This window comes from Bradyrhizobium sp. JR3.5 (genome assembly GCF_054057015.1).
The window spans coordinates 1,231,022-1,246,713 of record NZ_JBSRYV010000001.1; the positions used below are offsets into that span (position 1 = coordinate 1,231,022).

Below are 15,692 nucleotides of genomic sequence, written 5' to 3' on the forward strand. Positions count from 1 at the left end.
GCGATAAAGGGGGATCAGACGATGCGAACATTCACGATTTCGTTCATGATTGCAGTCGGAGTTCTGGCGAGCATGGACGTTGCGGTCGGCGATACCAGTTGCAAGGTCTGCGCCGATCAACAGAAGGCGTGCATGAAGAATTATGCCGGACCGACCTGCAAGTCCGAGTATCAGATGTGCATGAAGTCCTGTAAAAAGTGAGAACGGGGTACCGAAAAGCCTACTTGCGAGATGTCTCATCGCGGCACTCGCCAACCGGCGTCGGGGGCTCGGTTGTCCTCGATGCCAGCTGTTTCGCGGCCGCAGGCGCTCGGAAGCTGAACGGTACGCAGATTAGAACTGGCTTTGCCGAAAACAGCTCACAGACGAGGTTCACTATCGTCCTGTCTATGAGCCGGACGGCACGCTGCGAAGCTTCTCGATGCGCGTGAGGAAGGTCGGCAAATGGATCGTCGAGAGGGACGAGCTTTGCCTGTATCTCGGAGAGACGGACGACGGTTGCTTCCAGGTGACGAGGAGCGGCGAGCAGGTCGAATTGACGCCGGTGGAGCTCGGCGGCGCGCTCGATGGGATTTTGCAGCCGGCGTGTCACGGCAACGGGGACAAGTGATGACGACGACAACAACGAGCACCGGGCGAGGACAAATCGGCGAGACGGTACGCTATTTCCTGCGCCTGGGCTTTCTCGGCTTCGGCGGACCGGTGGCGTTGGTCGGCCAGATGGAGCGCGAACTGGTCGACGAAAAGAAGTGGCTCACCAAGGAGCAGATGCGCGAGACCATCGCCATTTGTCAATCGCTGCCCGGGCCGCTCGCGATCCAGGTCGGCATCTTCATCGCCTATTTGCGCTGCGGCTTCTGGGGCGCGTGGGCTGGCGGCTGGGCCTTCATCTTGCCGAACTTCGTCATCGTGGCTGCGCTAGGCGCGCTTTACGTCCATCTCGGCAACCTGCAGCCGGTAACCGCGATCTTCTATGGGGTCAGCCCCGCGGTGATCGCCCTGATCCTGCATTCCTGCTACCGGCTGGCCAAGCTCGGCATGGAAAACTGGCTGCAATGGGCGATCGCCGCGGTCTGTCTAGCCGTCACCGTGATCCTGCAAGCCGAAGTCGCGTTGCTGTTCATCGGCGCTGGTATCGTCGGCATCATCTACTACGGCAACATCAGGCGATCTCCGGTCGCCCTGCAGCTCGCGGTGATCCCGGCGGCCGCGCCCGCAGCCGCGCCGGTCGCGACCGGCTCGACGCTGGGGAAGCTGTTGTTGTTCTTCCTCAAGGCGGGTTCGCTGACCTTCGGCAGCGGCCTCGTGATAGTTCCCTTTCTGGAGCAAGGGTTGGTGCAGCAATATGGCTGGCTCAACGAGCGCGAGTTCCTGGTGGCTGTCGCGATCGGCATGATGAGCCCCGGGCCGGTCGTGATCACGGCAACCTTCGTCGGCTATCTCGTCGCGGGATTCTGGGGCTCGCTGGTTTCCACCATCGGCATCTTCCTGCCGTCATTCCTGCTCGTTCTGATCGTGGCCCCGTTGCTGGCGCGGCACCGCAAGAATCCGAACCTGCAAGGTTTTGTGAAAGGCGCCTATGCAGCGGCAATCGGAACGATTCTTGGCGCGTGCTTCCTGCTCGGCAAGATCGCGATCGGTGACTGGCTGACAGCGCTGATCGGCGTCGTCTCGCTCGCCGTGCTGTTCCGCTGGAAGGTCAGCAATCCCTTGCTCATCGTCGTCACCGCCGTGGTCGGGCTTGCCGCCTATCCGATCCTGCAGCCTGCATGGGTGCTGACCGAGCTGAAATGAGAGGCTGACGATGTGGACACAGAGCAAGGTGACTCGGCCGTGGTTGCGCCTTGCGGCCATTGCCCTCGCGATCGTGATGGCAGCGGCCGCGCCCACGTCGGCAGACGAGGCCGGGACGATCGTCTTCGTCTGCCAGCACGGCGTAGTGAACGGTCAGATGGCCGCGGCCTATTTCAACAGAGCCGCGCAGGAGCGCCGGCTGCCGTTCAGGGCCGTCTCGCGGGGCATCGATCTTTATCGATCGGTCCCGGTGCGGGTCCAGGACGGCCTTGCGCTCGATGGACTGGAAGCGGCCAACACGCCGCAGCAACTGAGCGTGAATGACATCACCGCGGCGGGCCGGGTGGTGGCATTCGATCAGATTCCGGCGGAGCGGCGAGGGGGCGCCGATGTAACCTATTGGTCTGGCATTCCCTTGGGCATCGACGACTACGAGGCGACCCGCGACCAGATCGTCCAGCGTATCGACGCGCTTATTCCGACGTTGGCGGCGGCAGCTCAACCGGCAGAAAACAAGGCCCCCCTCGAGCTCGAAGCGAAAATCTTGCTCGGCGATGTGCGCGGGCGCATCGATCATCTGGCCGTCGATCTGAAACGACAGCGATTGTTCGTGGCCGAGCTCGGCAACGACAGTGTCGGCGTCGTTGACCTGGCTGCTCACAGCCTGCTCCGGACCCTCACCGGGCTGAACGAGCCCCAGGGTGTCGGCTATGAGCCATCGACCGATACCCTCTATGTTGCCAATGCCCGCGATGGATCGGTGCGACTGTTCGAGGCCAATGAGTACAAGGCGGCCGGACGGATTGAGCTCAGCAGCGATGCGGACAACATCCGGATTGATGCTGCGGCCAAGCGCGTTATCGTCGGCTATGGTGATGGTGGTCTGGCGGTCCTTGACCCGGCCACCCGCGCCAAGGTTCGCAGCGCGCCGCTGAAGGCGCATCCGGAAAGCTTCCAACTTGAGCCGGACGGTGGACGTATCTTCGTCAACCTACCGGATGCGCGCGCGGTCGTGGTGGTTGACGGAACTTCCGGGAAACAGCTCGCCACTTGGCCCTTGAACAAGGGCGGCAATTTCGCGATGGCGATCGATCGCGACCGTGGCCGCATCGTTCTGGCGTACCGCAGTCCCGCCGAACTTGCCGTCTTCTCGACGGATGGAAAGCCGATCGCGAATGCGGAAACCTGTGGCGACGTCGATGACGTCTTCATCGACGGGAAGCGCAACCGTGTCTATGTGAGCTGCGGCGCAGGATACGTCGACGTATTTGAAATCGATGGATCGGTCTACCGCCGGATCACACGCCTGCCGACGGCAACGGGGGCGCGAACGTCCCTCTTTGTGCCGGAGATGGACCGTTTGCTTGTGGCCGTCCGGGCGGGGCCGGCTGGGCCGGCCGCGATCTGGGTGTTCAAACCGATGCCCTGAGATCGATTTCGTAGGGAGGCGGCGCATGTGCAGACGTAGCCGAGGCTTTCGCAGCTCCCCGAGATGCTTTGTGCCACGGGTTGCGGTCACTTTGGCGCTGGTCGCCTGGTCTGTTCCAGCTTCCGCCTATCGCCCATTCGACGGCACCGATGCCGCCGTCGCAAAGAAGGGCGAGATGGAGATCGAACTGCAGCCGGCGGGGCGTTTGCGCGATGAGAGCGGGACAAGCCTGATCGCGCCAGCCTGGGTCATCAACTATGGTTTAAGTGAAGATTGGGAAGCCGTCTTCGAGGGGCAGGGACAAACACCGCTTTCTCCAGCCGGACCAACCAGTCTGACCGCAGCCGGAGCCTTTCTCAAGCATGTGGTTGTGCCCGGGAGCCTGCAGGACAAGACGGGCCCGAGCATTGCGACCGAATTTGGCGTTCTTCTCCCGGACAGCACCGGCAATTCAGGCGTCGGCCTAAGCCTGGCCGGCATTATTTCGCAGCGCTGGGATTGGGGCACCATCCATCTGAACGCTGAGACGGCCCTTACCCGCGACCATCACGGCGATGTCTTTCTTGGCGCGATTATCGAGGGGCCGTCGACCTGGACAGCGCGCCCCGTCGCAGAAATCTTCTACGAGAACGAGTTTGGGAAGGAGGAAACGTTTTCCGGTTTGGTCGGCCTGATCTACCGGGTGCGAGACGATCTGAGCTTCGACGTCGCAGTCCGTCATGCACTCACCGGCAGGCACCCGGTGAACGAGATCCGCGCCGGCTTGACCTTCGGCTTTCCGCTGTCCTTCTTCGAAGGCCACGCCGCACGCGCGGCGTCGCCAATCCCGCCTCGATAGCTACTGGCGATCCTGGTTCTCTGGATGGGCTCGCCAGTCTCGGCCAACCGTCTGATGGTTGTCGTCGGGCGTTGCCTGACCGGCGTGGTCGTTCTCGCCGCTTTGGGCCTTCCAGTCGCGTCCGATCTTGACGTCCTCAGCGCGGCTGCGATCCTGCTCGCGCGAATGGTCCGACTGCTGGGGCGGCTGTGCCTCTTGGACAGGGGTGGACTGCGCTTGCGCGCCGGCTTCGCCGAATGCGAAGATCAGCGCGAAAACGGATAACGCAGCAAGCGATGTAGAGCTCTTCATGGTGGCTCCCTTCCTTATCAGAACTGCGTACTAACTCGCCGGAACGCGCATTGTTCGTAAACGAGCAGGTTTTCATCTACGCCGCGATGGGGCCGGGAAATGCGAGCTCTTGCGAAGGCTTGGACGGTGCAGCCGTCCGTCGGGGAGCCCATGTTTCGCGTGAAGGAAGCCTGGCCAGGGACAATCGCCGCGGCAAGGTTCCTGTTGGTCAATATTTCGGCCTGTGCGTATTGGCCCATTCGCGCGCGTGTTCGATCGGCAGGCGCTGTACGGCTGCGCGAACCTTTTGCGTTGCAGGCAGATTGTCCATACGTTCGCGCCAGCGGCAGAATGCCGGGTACTTTGGATACATTGACTGCCCCTCGGCGGTCAGGCTGAAGGCGAACGTGCTTGGCAGCAGATAGAAATCCGCCATCGAGAGTTCGTCCCCTAACAGGAAGTCCTTGCCATGCGCGAGCTGGAGTTCGGCCACCGCGAGCCCCGTTTCGACCTTGGGCAGCGCATGCGCCACGACCTTCTCGTCAGAGGCGATGCCGAGCTCCGGGAATACCAGACGCTCATGCGTCACGTGGTAGATCATGTAGGGGTAATAGTAGGAATTGACCGCGCTGATCCACTGGTTCATGCGGGCCCGCGCCTTGATGTCTTTCGGCGTCAGCGCCACGCCGCCAAAGGCCTCATCGACATAGGCGGCGATGGCGCTCGTTTCATAGATCGTGAGATCGCCGTGGCTAAGGATCGGCACGCGGTTGAACGGGTGCAGCGCCAGGTGATCGGGCTTGCCCATGACCGGTTCAAGGTCATGGAATTGGTAGGCCACGTCCTTGTGCGTCAGGATCAGTCGGACGATGTTGACAAAAGTGCTGCGTGGAAAACCGTAGACGATCGGACCGGACATCCGTTTTCTCCTTTTGCGCTTGTCGATCAGAGCAAGAACCAGAGCCAGAACGGCTTGGCTGCCTCGCGTAGCGCCTGTTCTCGAGTTAGCCCGAGGTCCTTGAGCAGATGCGGGTCATCCGCAATTTCGCGCAGGGCCTTGCGTTCGTGCTGCCGGTCGAGCCAACTCCACCATCCGTTCCGGCGAACGGGCGGTGAGAGCCCTGAGCTGGATTGATGAAGTGGAATGGCCGGATCAGCGGCCTGCACGGGCGAGATCGACAGGGCGTCGGCTAGCAGGATGGACATGGACGGCTCCAAAATGGCTTGAAATTCTATGCTGGAGCTGTTCAATAATGATGCGGGATGCGTCCTCGCAAAGCATCGTTTCTCGTGCCTGCCATAGTTTTTCTCATGAAGTCGGTCCGATGCGCCCACGTCTGCCTCCGCTCAATGCCCTGAAGGCCTTCGAGGCCGCTGCGCGCCACGAGAGTTTTACGCGTGCAGCCGAAGAGCTTTGTGTCACCCAAGGCGCGGTGAGCCATCAGGTGAAAGCGCTGGAGACGGAGCTTGCGGTAAAGCTGTTTAACCGTGAGCGGCAGCGTCTGATCATCACCGAGGCCGGGCGCGATTATCTTGCGGTCGTGCGCGACGCGCTGGACCGCATCGCCATCGGCACCGAGCGGTTGTTGCAGCGGCAGAATGCCGGTGTGCTCACGGTCTCGACCTCGCCCGACTTCGCCGCCAAATGGCTGGTGCACCGGCTTGGCCATTTCGCCGAGGCGCGTAGCGGCATCGACCTGCGCGTCTCCGCGACGTTGCACCACGTCGACTTCGCGCGCGAGGAAGTAGATCTCGCGGTGCGCCATGGCGACGGCAACTGGCCGGGAATGGACGCGGTGCGGCTGAGCCCGGAACAACTGTTTGCGGTGTGCAGCCCGAAGCTGTTTTCTGGCAAGCGACGCCCGAGCAAACCCGCTGACATCCTGAAATTTCCGCTGATCCACATGGACAACCGCACTGACTGGAGCAACTGGCTGTTGGAGGCGGGTCTCGACGAAGTCGGAGTTACGCATGGTCCGCTACTGAGACCGCGCCAGCATGGTGATTGACGCCGCAATTAACGGGCAGGGGATCGCGTTGGCTCGCACCACTCTGGCAGCATGGGACATCATTAACGGCCATCTGGTCCGGCCCTTTCCGCTGTCGCTGCCGTTGTCAAAGACCTACTGGATCATCTGCCCGAAGGCGACTGCGAACCTGCCGAAGATCGTGACGTTTCGCGACTGGTTGCTCTCGGAGGCCGCAAGCGACCTAAGCCGGCTCAAGAAGCTCGGCGCACCCAAGCGAGAGTGATGTTGAAGCGGCCCCTGACGTCGATCGACGGGAAGAGTGGCTCGAACTACTACTGGAAAAGCAGTCTCACCGTTTTGCGCGATGCGCCATGACGGTGGCATCGAGCGTCTCTTGATTTTGGTTCGCCCGAAGTCTGATGAACGTTCCCGACATCCAGACTTCATTGCAGTCAGCCGATGTACTGCTCGGCATCGTCATGCAGAGCCGATTGTTGGTGATCGCCCAGTTTCTGGTCCACGAACTCCCCGACTCTTCACCGATAAGGACGCCGTCGGGGCGCAAGTACATCATCGGGAAAAACGACCAGGCCATCTGCTAGGGGGATTCAGATCATATGAACAATTTAACATGACCCAAAAAGCATATGTCGCTGGAAGGGCGTCAACGACAACCTTCGTTGTGAACTCACGGCAGTGAGAACTCGCGCGGAGCAAATGATCAAGGAAGACCTCACCTTTCATGGGTATTCTCTAGCATATCCCAATAGCTCTGGGGCCAATGAGGGCTTTGCTTGAAAGCGAGTCAGGGCCGACGTCGCGAATGGGGCAGGATCGAGCGTACGGATGTGTCTTTCTACCCAGATTCTCGGACGCTCATTGGGCGCAGAATTCCCAGATTGGGGGTGTTTTTGCGTGATTCTGAGTGAAGTCTGTTTTTGGTCTAAAGTGTTGAAATGTGAACGAAAATGACGCTCAGTGAAGCTCGCGGATAGTAGCGCAATTTGACTTCCAAGCTGAATACGAGGGTTCGATTCCCTTCACCCGCTCCAATGTTTTCAATCACTTGCGGCACTGCCTCGACTCCATTCGGACAAGGGCACAGCTGCTCCTTCGAAAAAATCCGCGCTTTTGTTCGCGCGGCGTTTCCTCGTGCCGGTAGGATCACGCCGAGCGCTGGAGGGAGCGCGCTGCAACGGCGCGCGGCATCCGTATTGAACTCGGCCCAAGATAGCGGCGACCAATTGTCGGTAGACTGGAGGACCACGACATGCCCGACTGGATTCTCGCGCCGATCTGTGTGGTCGCACTGGGCGGCTTTATCTGGTTCGCGTTTCGACAGGGTTTCAGGGTCAAGCCGGACGAGAACAACCGCGACCACCCGACTTTGCCGCTTGGGCCGGACGGGTCGTGGCGCTAAGGGCGGCGTCGAACGACAGGTGCTGCCGGCGCCACACCTGACCCATGCTCGTGGTGAGATCGTCATGCGGCCGAGGGTGCCAGCGATGGGTGTCAATGGCGTCCATTAAGCTCGGCGATCCTACACCCTTTGGAGTATGCCGATCGTCACGTGAACCTTCTGCCCAGGTGTGTAGACCTAATGTCTGCCGGGATTTTGCATTTCCTTCCTGGGGCTGGAGCCGACGCCGTCCGCATGCATTTTAAGCGGGCGGTGTTGGGCTGATGCGAACTACCGCCCCGTCGCAGCATCCCGCTCCCGCGGCGGAGGCGGCCTATGAAGCGAATGCCCACGAGCGAAGCGATCATCACCGTCGCCTTGTTGGTGATGTTCGCGCTCGTGATCTGGTTTGGCGCCATGCCGTGAGACTAGGGCGCCCGCGCAACGCGCCCGAGAAAATCCGGATCGCGGGGCTGGGCGATGGCTCCGTCAGGGGAGCGAAACGACTCGCAGGTTGTTCGTGCTTCCCGCCTGCCCGAAGGGAATGCCGGCGACAACGACCAGCAGGTCCCGGCTTGATGCAAACTGCTCTGCATGCGCGAGAGCCGTCGCGCGCTCGACCATCTCCTCATAGCTCTGAACGTCGTCGGAAAGAACGCTGTGCGCACCCCAGAGCAGGCACAAGCGGCGCGACACTTCGCGGCTTGGGGTGATGGCGAGGATCGGCAGGCTCGGCCGCTTGCGCGCGACGCGTGCGGCCGTGGTGCCGCTCGACGTGTAGGCCACGATGGCCGCGGCGTGAATGACGGAGGCGAGGTCGGCGGCGGCTGTTGCAACGGCATGCGGCGGCGTTTGCTCTTCGCCGGGCTGGGTCGCCTCGACGATCGAGCGGTACATCTTGTGCTGTTCTGTGCTGCGGATGATGCGATCCATCATCTCGACGGCCTCGCGCGGATAGCGGCCCGTCGCGGATTCCGCCGACAGCATCACAGCATCTGCGCCGTCATAGATCGCCGTCGCAACGTCGGAGACTTCCGCGCGCGTCGGTGTCGGCGCGGCGACCATGGAGTCCAGCATTTGCGTGGCGACGATCACGGGCTTCACCGCGAGACGGCAAGCTCGCACCAGCTCCTTCTGGCGCCCGGGCACGTCCTCATGTGGAATTTCGACGCCGAGATCACCCCGCGCAACCATGATGGCGTCGCACAGCTGGATGATGTCGTCGATCCGCTCGAGTGCTGCCGGCTTCTCGATCTTGGCCATCAGGCCGGCGCGGTCGCCGACCAGGCCTCTCGCCTCGATGACGTCGGAGGGCTTTTGCACGAATGACAGGGCGACCCAGTCGACGCCGAGGTTCAGACCGAACTCCAGATCGAGGCGGTCCTTGGCGGTGAGCGGCGAAAGGTCGAGCACCGTCCCCGGCAGATTGACGCCCTTGTGGTTCGAGATCGTGCCACCGACGATCACCTTGGCTTCGATGAAATCGTCACCGAGCCCGGCGACGCTTACCCGGACCCTGCCGTCGTCGATGAGAAGGTCGTGGCCGGGGGCCACGGCGGCAAAGATTTCCCGGTGCGGGAGCGGAATCGAGGATCGGTCGCCGTCCGATCCGGACAGCACGAACCGGATGGTCTCGCCGGCCGCCACGGCAATCTTGCCATCGCGCAAGGTGCCGACGCGGATCTTGGGACCCTGGAGGTCCATCAGAATGCCGATCGGACGGCTGACTTCCTGTTCCAGCTTTCGGATCGCGGCATGGATGCTCGCGTGGTCGCTCTGGGTTCCGTGGCTGAAGTTCAGACGGAAGGTATCGACGCCGGCCAGCAGCAGCGCTTTGAGCATCTCGGGGGAACTGCTGGCGGGGCCGACGGTTGCGACGATCTTGGCTCGTCGATGACGACGCATGGGTCACCTCATTGCTGGCTTGCCGGCCGCAATCAGCACGGCGCGGATATCGTTGACATTGGTAAGCGTCGGGCCGGTGCGTACGAGGTCTCCAAGGCGGTCGAAGAACGTGTAGCTGTCATGGGCTGCCAGATAGGCCCGTGCGTCGAGGCGATTGGCGGCGGCGCGCCGTAGCGTATCCGGACTGATCAAAGCTCCGGCCGCATCTTCCGTTCCATCAATACCATCACTGTCTCCCGCAATCGCCCAGATATCGGACGTACCGGACAGGGCGATGACAAGCCCCAGCAGGAATTCGGTGTTGCGGCCGCCGCGGCCCGCCGGCCCGCGTCCGATCGTCACCGTCGTCTCGCCGCCGGAGAGCAGCACGGCAGGAGCAGGGCCGGGCTGCGCATGTCTCCCGACCGACCGGGCGATGCCCGCCATCACGGTTCCGAGTTCGCGCGCCTCGCCTTCGATCGCGTCTCCAAGGATGATCGGGGTCAAGCCTTCATCCCGTGCGGCCCTCGCCGCAGCATCAAGCGCGTGGAACGGCGCGGCAGGGATGCGGACATCGGCCTCGATCTCGCCAGGTTTCGGGGTCTCGTCGGCTCGCGCGAGCACGAGCCGCGCCGCGTCCGGCAGGTCGATCGCAAACCGGCGCACGATCTCCTGCGCATCGGCTTTTGTGCTGCTGTCCGGCAGCGAGGGACCGGAGCCGATCGCCGCGGGATCGTCGCCGGGAATATCCGAGATCACCAGGGTCGTGACGTGGGCGGGACGGGCGGCGAGCGCCAGCCGTCCGCCCTTGATCGCGGACAGATGTTTGCGGACGACGTTCATCTCGGCAATGGTTGCGCCGCTTGCAAGCAGGGTACGGTTGACCGCCTGCTTGTCGGCGAGGGTCATCGGGGATGCGGGAAGTGTCATCAGGGCAGAGCCTCCGCCGGACATCAGGGCGATGACGAGATCGTCAGCTGAAAGTCCCTGAACGGCGCTGAGCATGCGAACGGCGGCCGTCTTGCTCGAGTCGTCCGGCACGGGATGAGACGCCTCGAGCACTTCGACGCGGCCCGCGGGAACTGAATGGCCGTGGCGCGTCACCACGACACCTGAAAGGTCGACATCGGGCCAGGCCGCGTCGAGGCCTGCCGCCATCGCGGCTGAAGCTTTGCCCGCGCCGACGACGATGCATCTGCCCTTCGGCTTTGCCGGCAGGGCGCGCGCAATGGTTATCTTTGGATCGCAGCTGGCGATGGCAGCATCGAAGATCTTCCGGAGCGCCGTCCGAGCCCGCAAGTCCGTCCAATCAGTGTTCAATCGCCGCACTCCGGCCAGGTGCCGGCGCGATCGCGGCCTTTGCTGTCGTCTCACTGCCGAGAATGAAGGCGCGCCGCATCGGCTTGATCACCAGCAAGGCCGTGAGAGCTGCGGTCGCATTGAGCGCAACCGCGACGATGAACACGGCCTGCCAACCGAGCTGCGAGGAGATGATGCTCGCAAGCGGTACGAGCAGTGCCGCGGTGCCCTTCGCCGTGTAGAGCATGCCGTTGTTGGTGGTTGCGTACTTGGCGCCGAACGTGTCGCCCGACGTCGCCGGAAACAGGCTGTAGATTTCGCCGAAGACGCCGAAATAGATCGCCGTGGCCAGCACGAAGACAACCGGTATGTGGCCGTAGGTGGACAGCGTCAGCAACATCAGCGCCGCAGTCGCGAACGCGATGAACATCGTGTGCTCGCGGCCGATCGTGTCGGAGACCCAGCCAAAGAACGGACGGCCGAACCCGTCGAACACACGATCGAGCGAGATGGCAAAGGTCAGCGCCGCCATCTGGAAGCCCGCCAGGGTGACCGGCGTGTCCGCGATCTTAAAGTCATGGGCAATCGGCCCGATTTGCGCCGCGGTCATCAACCCGCCGGAAGCCACCATGACGAACACCAGGTACATGACCCAGAAGATCGGCGTGCGCAGGACCTGAGGCGGCGTGTAGTCGATTGCGCTCTGCGGCAGATTGAGCTGCTTTTTCCTCGGGGCCTCGACGCCATGCGGCGGGCGGACGAACCAGGCCAGCAGGAGGACTATGAGGCCTTGCCCGATTCCGAATGTCAGGAAGGTGCTCTGGTAGCCGCTGGCGGCAATCATGTTGGCGATCGGCACGACGGTGAGGGCTGCGCCGGCGCCAAAGCCTGCGGCGGTCGCGCCTGCGGCGAGGCCGCGCCGGTCCGGAAACCATTTCAGCGCGTTGCCGACGCAAGTGCCGTAGACGGCGCCGGCGCCGATGCCCGCGACAATAGCTGCTGTGTAGAGCATGATGAGAGAAGAGGCGTATGAGTTCAGCACCCAGGCCAATCCGATCATCAGCCCGCCGAACATGATGACGATGCGCGGGCCGTATTTGTCCACGAACCAGGCCTCCACCGGCACCAGCCATGTCTCGGTCATCACGAAGATCGTGAAGGCGAGCTGGATGGCCGGACGGCCCCAGTGAAACTTGGCGTCGATCGGATCAACGAACAGCGTCCACCCGTATTGCAGGTTGGCGATCATCGCCATGCAGACGATGCCGATCGCGAGCTGGAGCCAGCGGAAGCCGCCGGGCGACGATGCCGCTTTCGTGCTGGAGATCATGTGCGCTCCCAAAAGAGGTGGTGGTCGTTTGGTCCGGCTGCGTCGGGCTGTCGTCCTGCCGCCGCCTACTGACGAAATTCGTTGGTCAACTCGCCGATTCCGTCGATCGCGACGGTGACCGTATTGACGGACTCCTTCATCACCCCGACGCCGATCGATGTCCCGCAGCAGATCAGGTCGCCCGGCAACAGCGTCATGTCGTGTGAGATCTTGCTGACCAGCGCCTGCGCGCTGAAGATCATGTCGGCGATCGGGTAGTTCTGGCGCTCCACCCCGTTGAGGATGGTGCGCACCACAAGGCGTGCGGGGTCGAGGCCCGAGGCAATCACGGGACCGAAGGGGCCATATCCGTCGAAGCCCTTGGCCCGCGCCCATTGCGGGAAGGTCGGGTCGCGATTGAGAATGTCGGCGGCAGTGACGTCGTTGGTGCAGGTGTAGCCGAAGATGAAGCCGTCGGCCTGTTCGGGGGCTATGGCCGTGCAGCTCTTGCCGATGACAATGCCGAGCTCGCCTTCGTAGGTCGTCTTGCCGTCGTAGCCCAGGGGGCGCGTGATAACGGCGCCAGGCGCGGTCACGCTGGTTTGCGCTTTCAACAGGTAGAGCGGTTCGGCAGGCTCAGGTGATTTTAGCTTCTCGGCCAGCGCGTGGAAATTGTTCCAGAGCGCGATGATCTTGCTCGGCTCGGTTGGCGCGAGCAGCTCGACATCGTCGAGCGCCAACGTCTGTCCGGTCGGTCGTGTGTCGCCGAACATCTCTCCTGCATGCACGGAGATGCCGGACGGGGTGAGTTGCCCGAAGCCGATTTCGGCATGGTGGCGGAAGCGGACCCAGCGCGTCACATTGGCCACCGCGATCACGCCACCGCAAGCGATTGGGCTTCGACGCCGGCCGCCCCGTCATAGAGGCCCGCCAGTCTGGTGCGCTGCGCGACCAGCGCGAGCACCGCGTCGAGGGCAGGCGTCGCAATCCCCGTCATCCGGCCCATCTCCTGCACCACGGTGATCAGCGGATCGATCTCGACGGGACGTCCGCGCTCGAGATCCTGCAGCATCGAGGTTTTGTGCGCGCCGACCTTGCGTGCGCCCTCGATGCGGCGTTCGACATCGACCCGAAACTTGACGCCGAGGCTTTCCGCGATCGCCTGGGCCTCCAGCATGATCGCCCTGGACAGCGCGCGCGTGCCGGGATTGCTGCAGATCACGTCGAGGGTCGCGTGGGTGAGGGCGCTGATCGGGTTGAAGCAGACATTGCCCCACAGCTTGAGCCAGATCTCGTCGCGGATGCGGTCGAGGACGGGCGCCTTCATGCCCGCTGCCGCGAACAGGGCGGCAAGCCGCTCGACATCAGGTGTGATCTCACCGGAGGGTTCGCCGAGCGGAAAGCTGTTGCCGTAGACGTGGCGGATCACGCCGGGCGCCTCGATTTCGGTGGCGGGATAGACCACGCAGCCGATGGCGCGCGCGGGGTCGAGTTCGTTCCACTGCCGTCCGCCGGGATCGATGCTCTCGAGCGCCGATCCTTCGTGCCGTCCGCCATGCTTGTAGAAGTACCAATAGGGAATGCCGTTGACGGCGGTGACGATGCGGGTCCGCTCACCCAGCAGGGGGCGCATCGGTTCGATGACGCCGGTGATCGAATGCGCCTTGAGGCAGATGATGACGAAATCCTGTTCGCCGAGTTCAGCGGGATTATCGGTACAGCGAGGATGCACCACGCGCTCCTCTTCGCCGATCAGGAGCTTCAGGCCATTCTGCCGCATCGCGGCGAGATGCGCGCCCCGCGCGATCAGGCTGACATCGGCGCCAGCGCGCATAAGTTCGACACCGAGATAGCCGCCGATGGCACCGGCGCCGTAGATGCAGACCTTCATGAAATCCTCGCGAGCAGAGTAGGGACACAGCATGAGCCGCAACGGCTCGAACCGAATTGCGTGGCAATGGCCTCGGGAAAATCCGTCAGGCCGCGCAGGCGGCTTCCTCCAGGGCCAAGCCGATGTCCCGCATGCTCACGACGCCGACGAGCCGGCCGTTGTCGATGACGGGAATATGGCGGATGTCGTGACGGACCATCAGTCGCTCGACATCGGTGAGCGCGTCTTGCGAATTGCAGGACACCAGCGGCCGCGGCGAAATGAACTGCGCGACTTTCGCGGCAAGACCACCCGTGCCGCGCTCGGCGATCACAGCGACGACGTCGCGCTCGCTGAACATTCCGACCACGGCGGCGTCGACGCTGCGCGAGGCGTTTCTGACCACGAGTGCGCCGACATTGCTCGCGTACATCAGGTTCGCTGCAATGCTCACGGTTTCGCTCGAGCCGATCGTCACCACGTGCGCACTGTTGGTGCGAAGGATGTCCCCGACATACATGGCTTGGTCCTCCCGGTTGCATCATTGGGTCGTTAAGAAGCAATCGTGGTATACATTATCCCAGAAGTCAAACAAAAGAATTGCCGCGTTACGTAAGAAAATGTCAAAAATACTGACCCGTTCTCAAATTCCGCGATCTTGACTTAAGCGTCTTTTGGTATGCCATATGCCAATCGTGACGCTCGTTATCGGCGAGCAATTTCGTTCTGAACCGCAACCGGTTAGGGGCAGGTCGTGATGAAAAGAGAGCCGATCCGGCGCAAGCCGTCCGATCCCGATTTTCGCGCGCAACCGGATCAGGACGCGCGAGACGGCGGCGTTCAATCGGTCGATCGCGCGCTGCAAATCATGGAAGCGCTTGCAGAGGATGACGAAGGCTATCGGCTGACCGATCTTGCGATCCGCATCGGCTTGCCGCCGTCGACGGCTCACCGGCTGCTGACGACGCTGGAGAACCGCAGGTTCGTGCAGTTCGACCGCGAGGAGTCCAAATGGCACATCGGCGCGCAAAGCTTCGTGGTCGGCTCGACCTTCATGCGCCGGCGCAATTTTTCCGCGCGGGCATTGCCCTATCTGCGCAAGCTGCGCGACCAGACCAGGGAAACCGCCAATCTTGCAGTGGTCGATGATGATTCCATCATCGTCGTATCCCGCATCGAAAGCCGGGAGATCATGCGTTCGCTGACCAAGGTCGGCGGACGCGTGGCGTTGATTGCCTCGGGCGTGGGGAAGGCGGTGCTGGCCGCGTATTCCGATGCCGATATCAACGCGATCATCCGTCGCCGCGGCATGCCGCGCCTGACGGAAAAGTCGATCATTCGGCCGGGCGAGCTGTTTCGAGAATTGGAGACCGTGCGACGCCAGGGCTATGCGGTGGACGATGAAGAGGCGCGGCTCGGCCTGCGCTGCGTGGCCGCAGTCGTCTTCAACGATTGCAGCGAGCCGTTCGCCGCGGTTTCGGTATCGGGGATGGCGGATCGGCTGACCGACGAGCGCTTGCCGGAGATCGGCGCCATCGTGCATCAGATCGCAGCCGAGCTCTCCGCAGAGCTTCGCGGGAGCAGCTGCACGCCGTAGCAGGGCGCAAGGCCCGCGGCTGTTCCCGCCTGT

General features: G+C 62.7%; 19 protein-coding genes. 10 read left to right on the top strand and 9 right to left on the bottom strand.

What is annotated here, in order from left to right; genetic code table 11:
- The first annotated feature begins 21 nt into the window (after positions 1–21).
- The 5 genes from ACVWW1_RS06115 to ACVWW1_RS06135 all read left to right on the top strand — a co-directional run bounded on the left by ACVWW1_RS06115 (position 22) and on the right by ACVWW1_RS06135 (position 4,061).
- Positions 22–201 (top strand): hypothetical protein, encoded by a 180-nt coding sequence (locus ACVWW1_RS06115; protein WP_456655202.1) that lies wholly within the window; start codon positions 22–24, stop codon positions 199–201.
- Positions 202–421: 220 nt separating this feature from the next.
- A complete protein-coding gene (locus tag ACVWW1_RS06120; protein WP_456655203.1) occupies positions 422–610 on the top strand; it encodes a hypothetical protein in 189 nt (62 codons plus the stop codon).
- The gene (chrA, locus tag ACVWW1_RS06125; RefSeq protein WP_456655204.1) at positions 610–1,794 is read left to right on the top strand and encodes a chromate efflux transporter; all 1,185 of its coding nucleotides are present in this window, start codon (positions 610–612) and stop codon (positions 1,792–1,794) included. Before ACVWW1_RS06120 ends, chrA begins: the two co-directional genes overlap by 1 nt.
- A 10-nt stretch (positions 1,795–1,804) precedes the next feature.
- Positions 1,805–3,223, top strand: a complete 1,419-nt coding sequence (locus ACVWW1_RS06130) for a hypothetical protein (RefSeq protein WP_456655205.1) — start codon at positions 1,805–1,807, stop codon at positions 3,221–3,223.
- A gap of 91 nt (positions 3,224–3,314) precedes the next feature.
- The gene (locus tag ACVWW1_RS06135; RefSeq protein ID WP_456655206.1) at positions 3,315–4,061 is read left to right on the top strand and encodes a hypothetical protein; all 747 of its coding nucleotides are present in this window, start codon (positions 3,315–3,317) and stop codon (positions 4,059–4,061) included.
- On the opposite strand, the gene ACVWW1_RS06140 is transcribed toward ACVWW1_RS06135, so the two are convergent.
- The 3 genes from ACVWW1_RS06140 to ACVWW1_RS06150 form a co-directional block, all read right to left on the bottom strand.
- A complete protein-coding gene (locus ACVWW1_RS06140) occupies positions 4,062–4,352 on the bottom strand; it encodes a hypothetical protein (protein ID WP_456655207.1) in 291 nt (96 codons plus the stop codon).
- A 208-nt stretch (positions 4,353–4,560) separates the two neighbouring features.
- Positions 4,561–5,250: a glutathione S-transferase family protein gene (locus ACVWW1_RS06145; protein WP_456655208.1), complete on the bottom strand. Its 690-nt coding sequence runs from the start codon at positions 5,248–5,250 to the stop codon at positions 4,561–4,563.
- Positions 5,251–5,276: 26 nt separating this feature from the next.
- Complete coding sequence (locus ACVWW1_RS06150; protein ID WP_456655209.1) at positions 5,277–5,666, bottom strand: DUF1127 domain-containing protein; 390 nt, start codon at positions 5,664–5,666, stop codon at positions 5,277–5,279.
- On the opposite strand from ACVWW1_RS06150, the gene ACVWW1_RS06155 reads away from it, so the two are divergent.
- From ACVWW1_RS06155 to ACVWW1_RS06170, 4 genes are all read left to right on the top strand, one after another.
- A complete protein-coding gene (locus tag ACVWW1_RS06155; protein ID WP_456655210.1) occupies positions 5,657–6,340 on the top strand; it encodes a LysR family transcriptional regulator in 684 nt (227 codons plus the stop codon). The genes ACVWW1_RS06150 and ACVWW1_RS06155 overlap by 10 nt on opposite strands.
- Complete coding sequence (locus ACVWW1_RS06160) at positions 6,330–6,584, top strand: LysR substrate-binding domain-containing protein (RefSeq protein WP_456655211.1); 255 nt, start codon at positions 6,330–6,332, stop codon at positions 6,582–6,584. The genes ACVWW1_RS06155 and ACVWW1_RS06160 overlap by 11 nt, the downstream gene beginning before the upstream one ends.
- A gap of 136 nt (positions 6,585–6,720) precedes the next feature.
- The gene (locus tag ACVWW1_RS06165; protein ID WP_456655212.1) at positions 6,721–6,903 is read left to right on the top strand and encodes a hypothetical protein; all 183 of its coding nucleotides are present in this window, start codon (positions 6,721–6,723) and stop codon (positions 6,901–6,903) included.
- A 668-nt stretch (positions 6,904–7,571) separates the two neighbouring features.
- A complete protein-coding gene (locus ACVWW1_RS06170) occupies positions 7,572–7,721 on the top strand; it encodes a hypothetical protein (protein ID WP_171947620.1) in 150 nt (49 codons plus the stop codon).
- Between the two features lie 468 nt (positions 7,722–8,189).
- On the opposite strand, the gene pyk is transcribed toward ACVWW1_RS06170, so the two are convergent.
- The 6 genes from pyk to ACVWW1_RS06200 form a co-directional block, all read right to left on the bottom strand.
- Positions 8,190–9,605 carry a pyruvate kinase gene (gene pyk / locus ACVWW1_RS06175; protein ID WP_207830423.1) on the bottom strand — a complete coding sequence of 472 codons (1,416 nt, stop codon included), beginning with the start codon at positions 9,603–9,605 and terminating at the stop codon, positions 8,190–8,192.
- Positions 9,606–9,608: 3 nt separating this feature from the next.
- Positions 9,609–10,904, bottom strand: coding sequence for a glycerate kinase type-2 family protein (locus tag ACVWW1_RS06180; RefSeq protein WP_456655213.1), 1,296 nt, complete (start codon positions 10,902–10,904; stop codon positions 9,609–9,611).
- Positions 10,894–12,213, bottom strand: coding sequence for an oxalate/formate MFS antiporter (gene oxlT, locus ACVWW1_RS06185; protein WP_456655214.1), 1,320 nt, complete (start codon positions 12,211–12,213; stop codon positions 10,894–10,896). The genes ACVWW1_RS06180 and oxlT overlap by 11 nt, the downstream gene beginning before the upstream one ends.
- Positions 12,214–12,278: 65 nt before the next feature.
- Positions 12,279–13,061, bottom strand: coding sequence for a fumarylacetoacetate hydrolase family protein (locus ACVWW1_RS06190; protein ID WP_456655215.1), 783 nt, complete (start codon positions 13,059–13,061; stop codon positions 12,279–12,281).
- 5 nt (positions 13,062–13,066) lie between these two features.
- A complete protein-coding gene (locus tag ACVWW1_RS06195; RefSeq protein WP_456655216.1) occupies positions 13,067–14,083 on the bottom strand; it encodes a 2-dehydropantoate 2-reductase in 1,017 nt (338 codons plus the stop codon).
- 85 nt (positions 14,084–14,168) lie between these two features.
- The gene (locus tag ACVWW1_RS06200) at positions 14,169–14,582 is read right to left on the bottom strand and encodes a CBS domain-containing protein (RefSeq protein ID WP_456655217.1); all 414 of its coding nucleotides are present in this window, start codon (positions 14,580–14,582) and stop codon (positions 14,169–14,171) included.
- Between the two features lie 237 nt (positions 14,583–14,819).
- Here ACVWW1_RS06200 and ACVWW1_RS06205 point away from each other — a divergent pair, with 237 nt between their 5' ends.
- Positions 14,820–15,659, top strand: a complete 840-nt coding sequence (locus ACVWW1_RS06205) for an IclR family transcriptional regulator (RefSeq protein ID WP_456655218.1) — start codon at positions 14,820–14,822, stop codon at positions 15,657–15,659.
- Positions 15,660–15,692 lie beyond the last annotated feature (33 nt).

What these genes read in the sequence shown, in the direction of transcription:
- ACVWW1_RS06205 (WP_456655218.1), top strand. Translation starts at nt 14,820, where the DNA reads ATGAAAAGAGAGCCGATCCGGCGCAAGCCGTCCGATCCCGATTTTCGC.
- ACVWW1_RS06120 (WP_456655203.1), top strand. Translation starts at nt 422, where the DNA reads ATGCGCGTGAGGAAGGTCGGCAAATGGATCGTCGAGAGGGACGAGCTT.
- ACVWW1_RS06170 (WP_171947620.1), top strand. Translation starts at nt 7,572, where the DNA reads ATGCCCGACTGGATTCTCGCGCCGATCTGTGTGGTCGCACTGGGCGGC.
- ACVWW1_RS06130 (WP_456655205.1), top strand. Translation starts at nt 1,805, where the DNA reads ATGTGGACACAGAGCAAGGTGACTCGGCCGTGGTTGCGCCTTGCGGCC.
- ACVWW1_RS06145 (WP_456655208.1), bottom strand. Translation starts at nt 5,250, where the DNA reads ATGTCCGGTCCGATCGTCTACGGTTTTCCACGCAGCACTTTTGTCAAC.
- ACVWW1_RS06140 (WP_456655207.1), bottom strand. Translation starts at nt 4,352, where the DNA reads ATGAAGAGCTCTACATCGCTTGCTGCGTTATCCGTTTTCGCGCTGATC.
- ACVWW1_RS06200 (WP_456655217.1), bottom strand. Translation starts at nt 14,582, where the DNA reads ATGTATGTCGGGGACATCCTTCGCACCAACAGTGCGCACGTGGTGACG.
- ACVWW1_RS06160 (WP_456655211.1), top strand. Translation starts at nt 6,330, where the DNA reads ATGGTGATTGACGCCGCAATTAACGGGCAGGGGATCGCGTTGGCTCGC.
- chrA (WP_456655204.1), top strand. Translation starts at nt 610, where the DNA reads ATGACGACGACAACAACGAGCACCGGGCGAGGACAAATCGGCGAGACG.
- ACVWW1_RS06115 (WP_456655202.1), top strand. Translation starts at nt 22, where the DNA reads ATGCGAACATTCACGATTTCGTTCATGATTGCAGTCGGAGTTCTGGCG.
- oxlT (WP_456655214.1), bottom strand. Translation starts at nt 12,213, where the DNA reads ATGATCTCCAGCACGAAAGCGGCATCGTCGCCCGGCGGCTTCCGCTGG.
- pyk (WP_207830423.1), bottom strand. Translation starts at nt 9,605, where the DNA reads ATGCGTCGTCATCGACGAGCCAAGATCGTCGCAACCGTCGGCCCCGCC.
- ACVWW1_RS06195 (WP_456655216.1), bottom strand. Translation starts at nt 14,083, where the DNA reads ATGAAGGTCTGCATCTACGGCGCCGGTGCCATCGGCGGCTATCTCGGT.
- ACVWW1_RS06165 (WP_456655212.1), top strand. Translation starts at nt 6,721, where the DNA reads ATGAACGTTCCCGACATCCAGACTTCATTGCAGTCAGCCGATGTACTG.
- ACVWW1_RS06155 (WP_456655210.1), top strand. Translation starts at nt 5,657, where the DNA reads ATGCGCCCACGTCTGCCTCCGCTCAATGCCCTGAAGGCCTTCGAGGCC.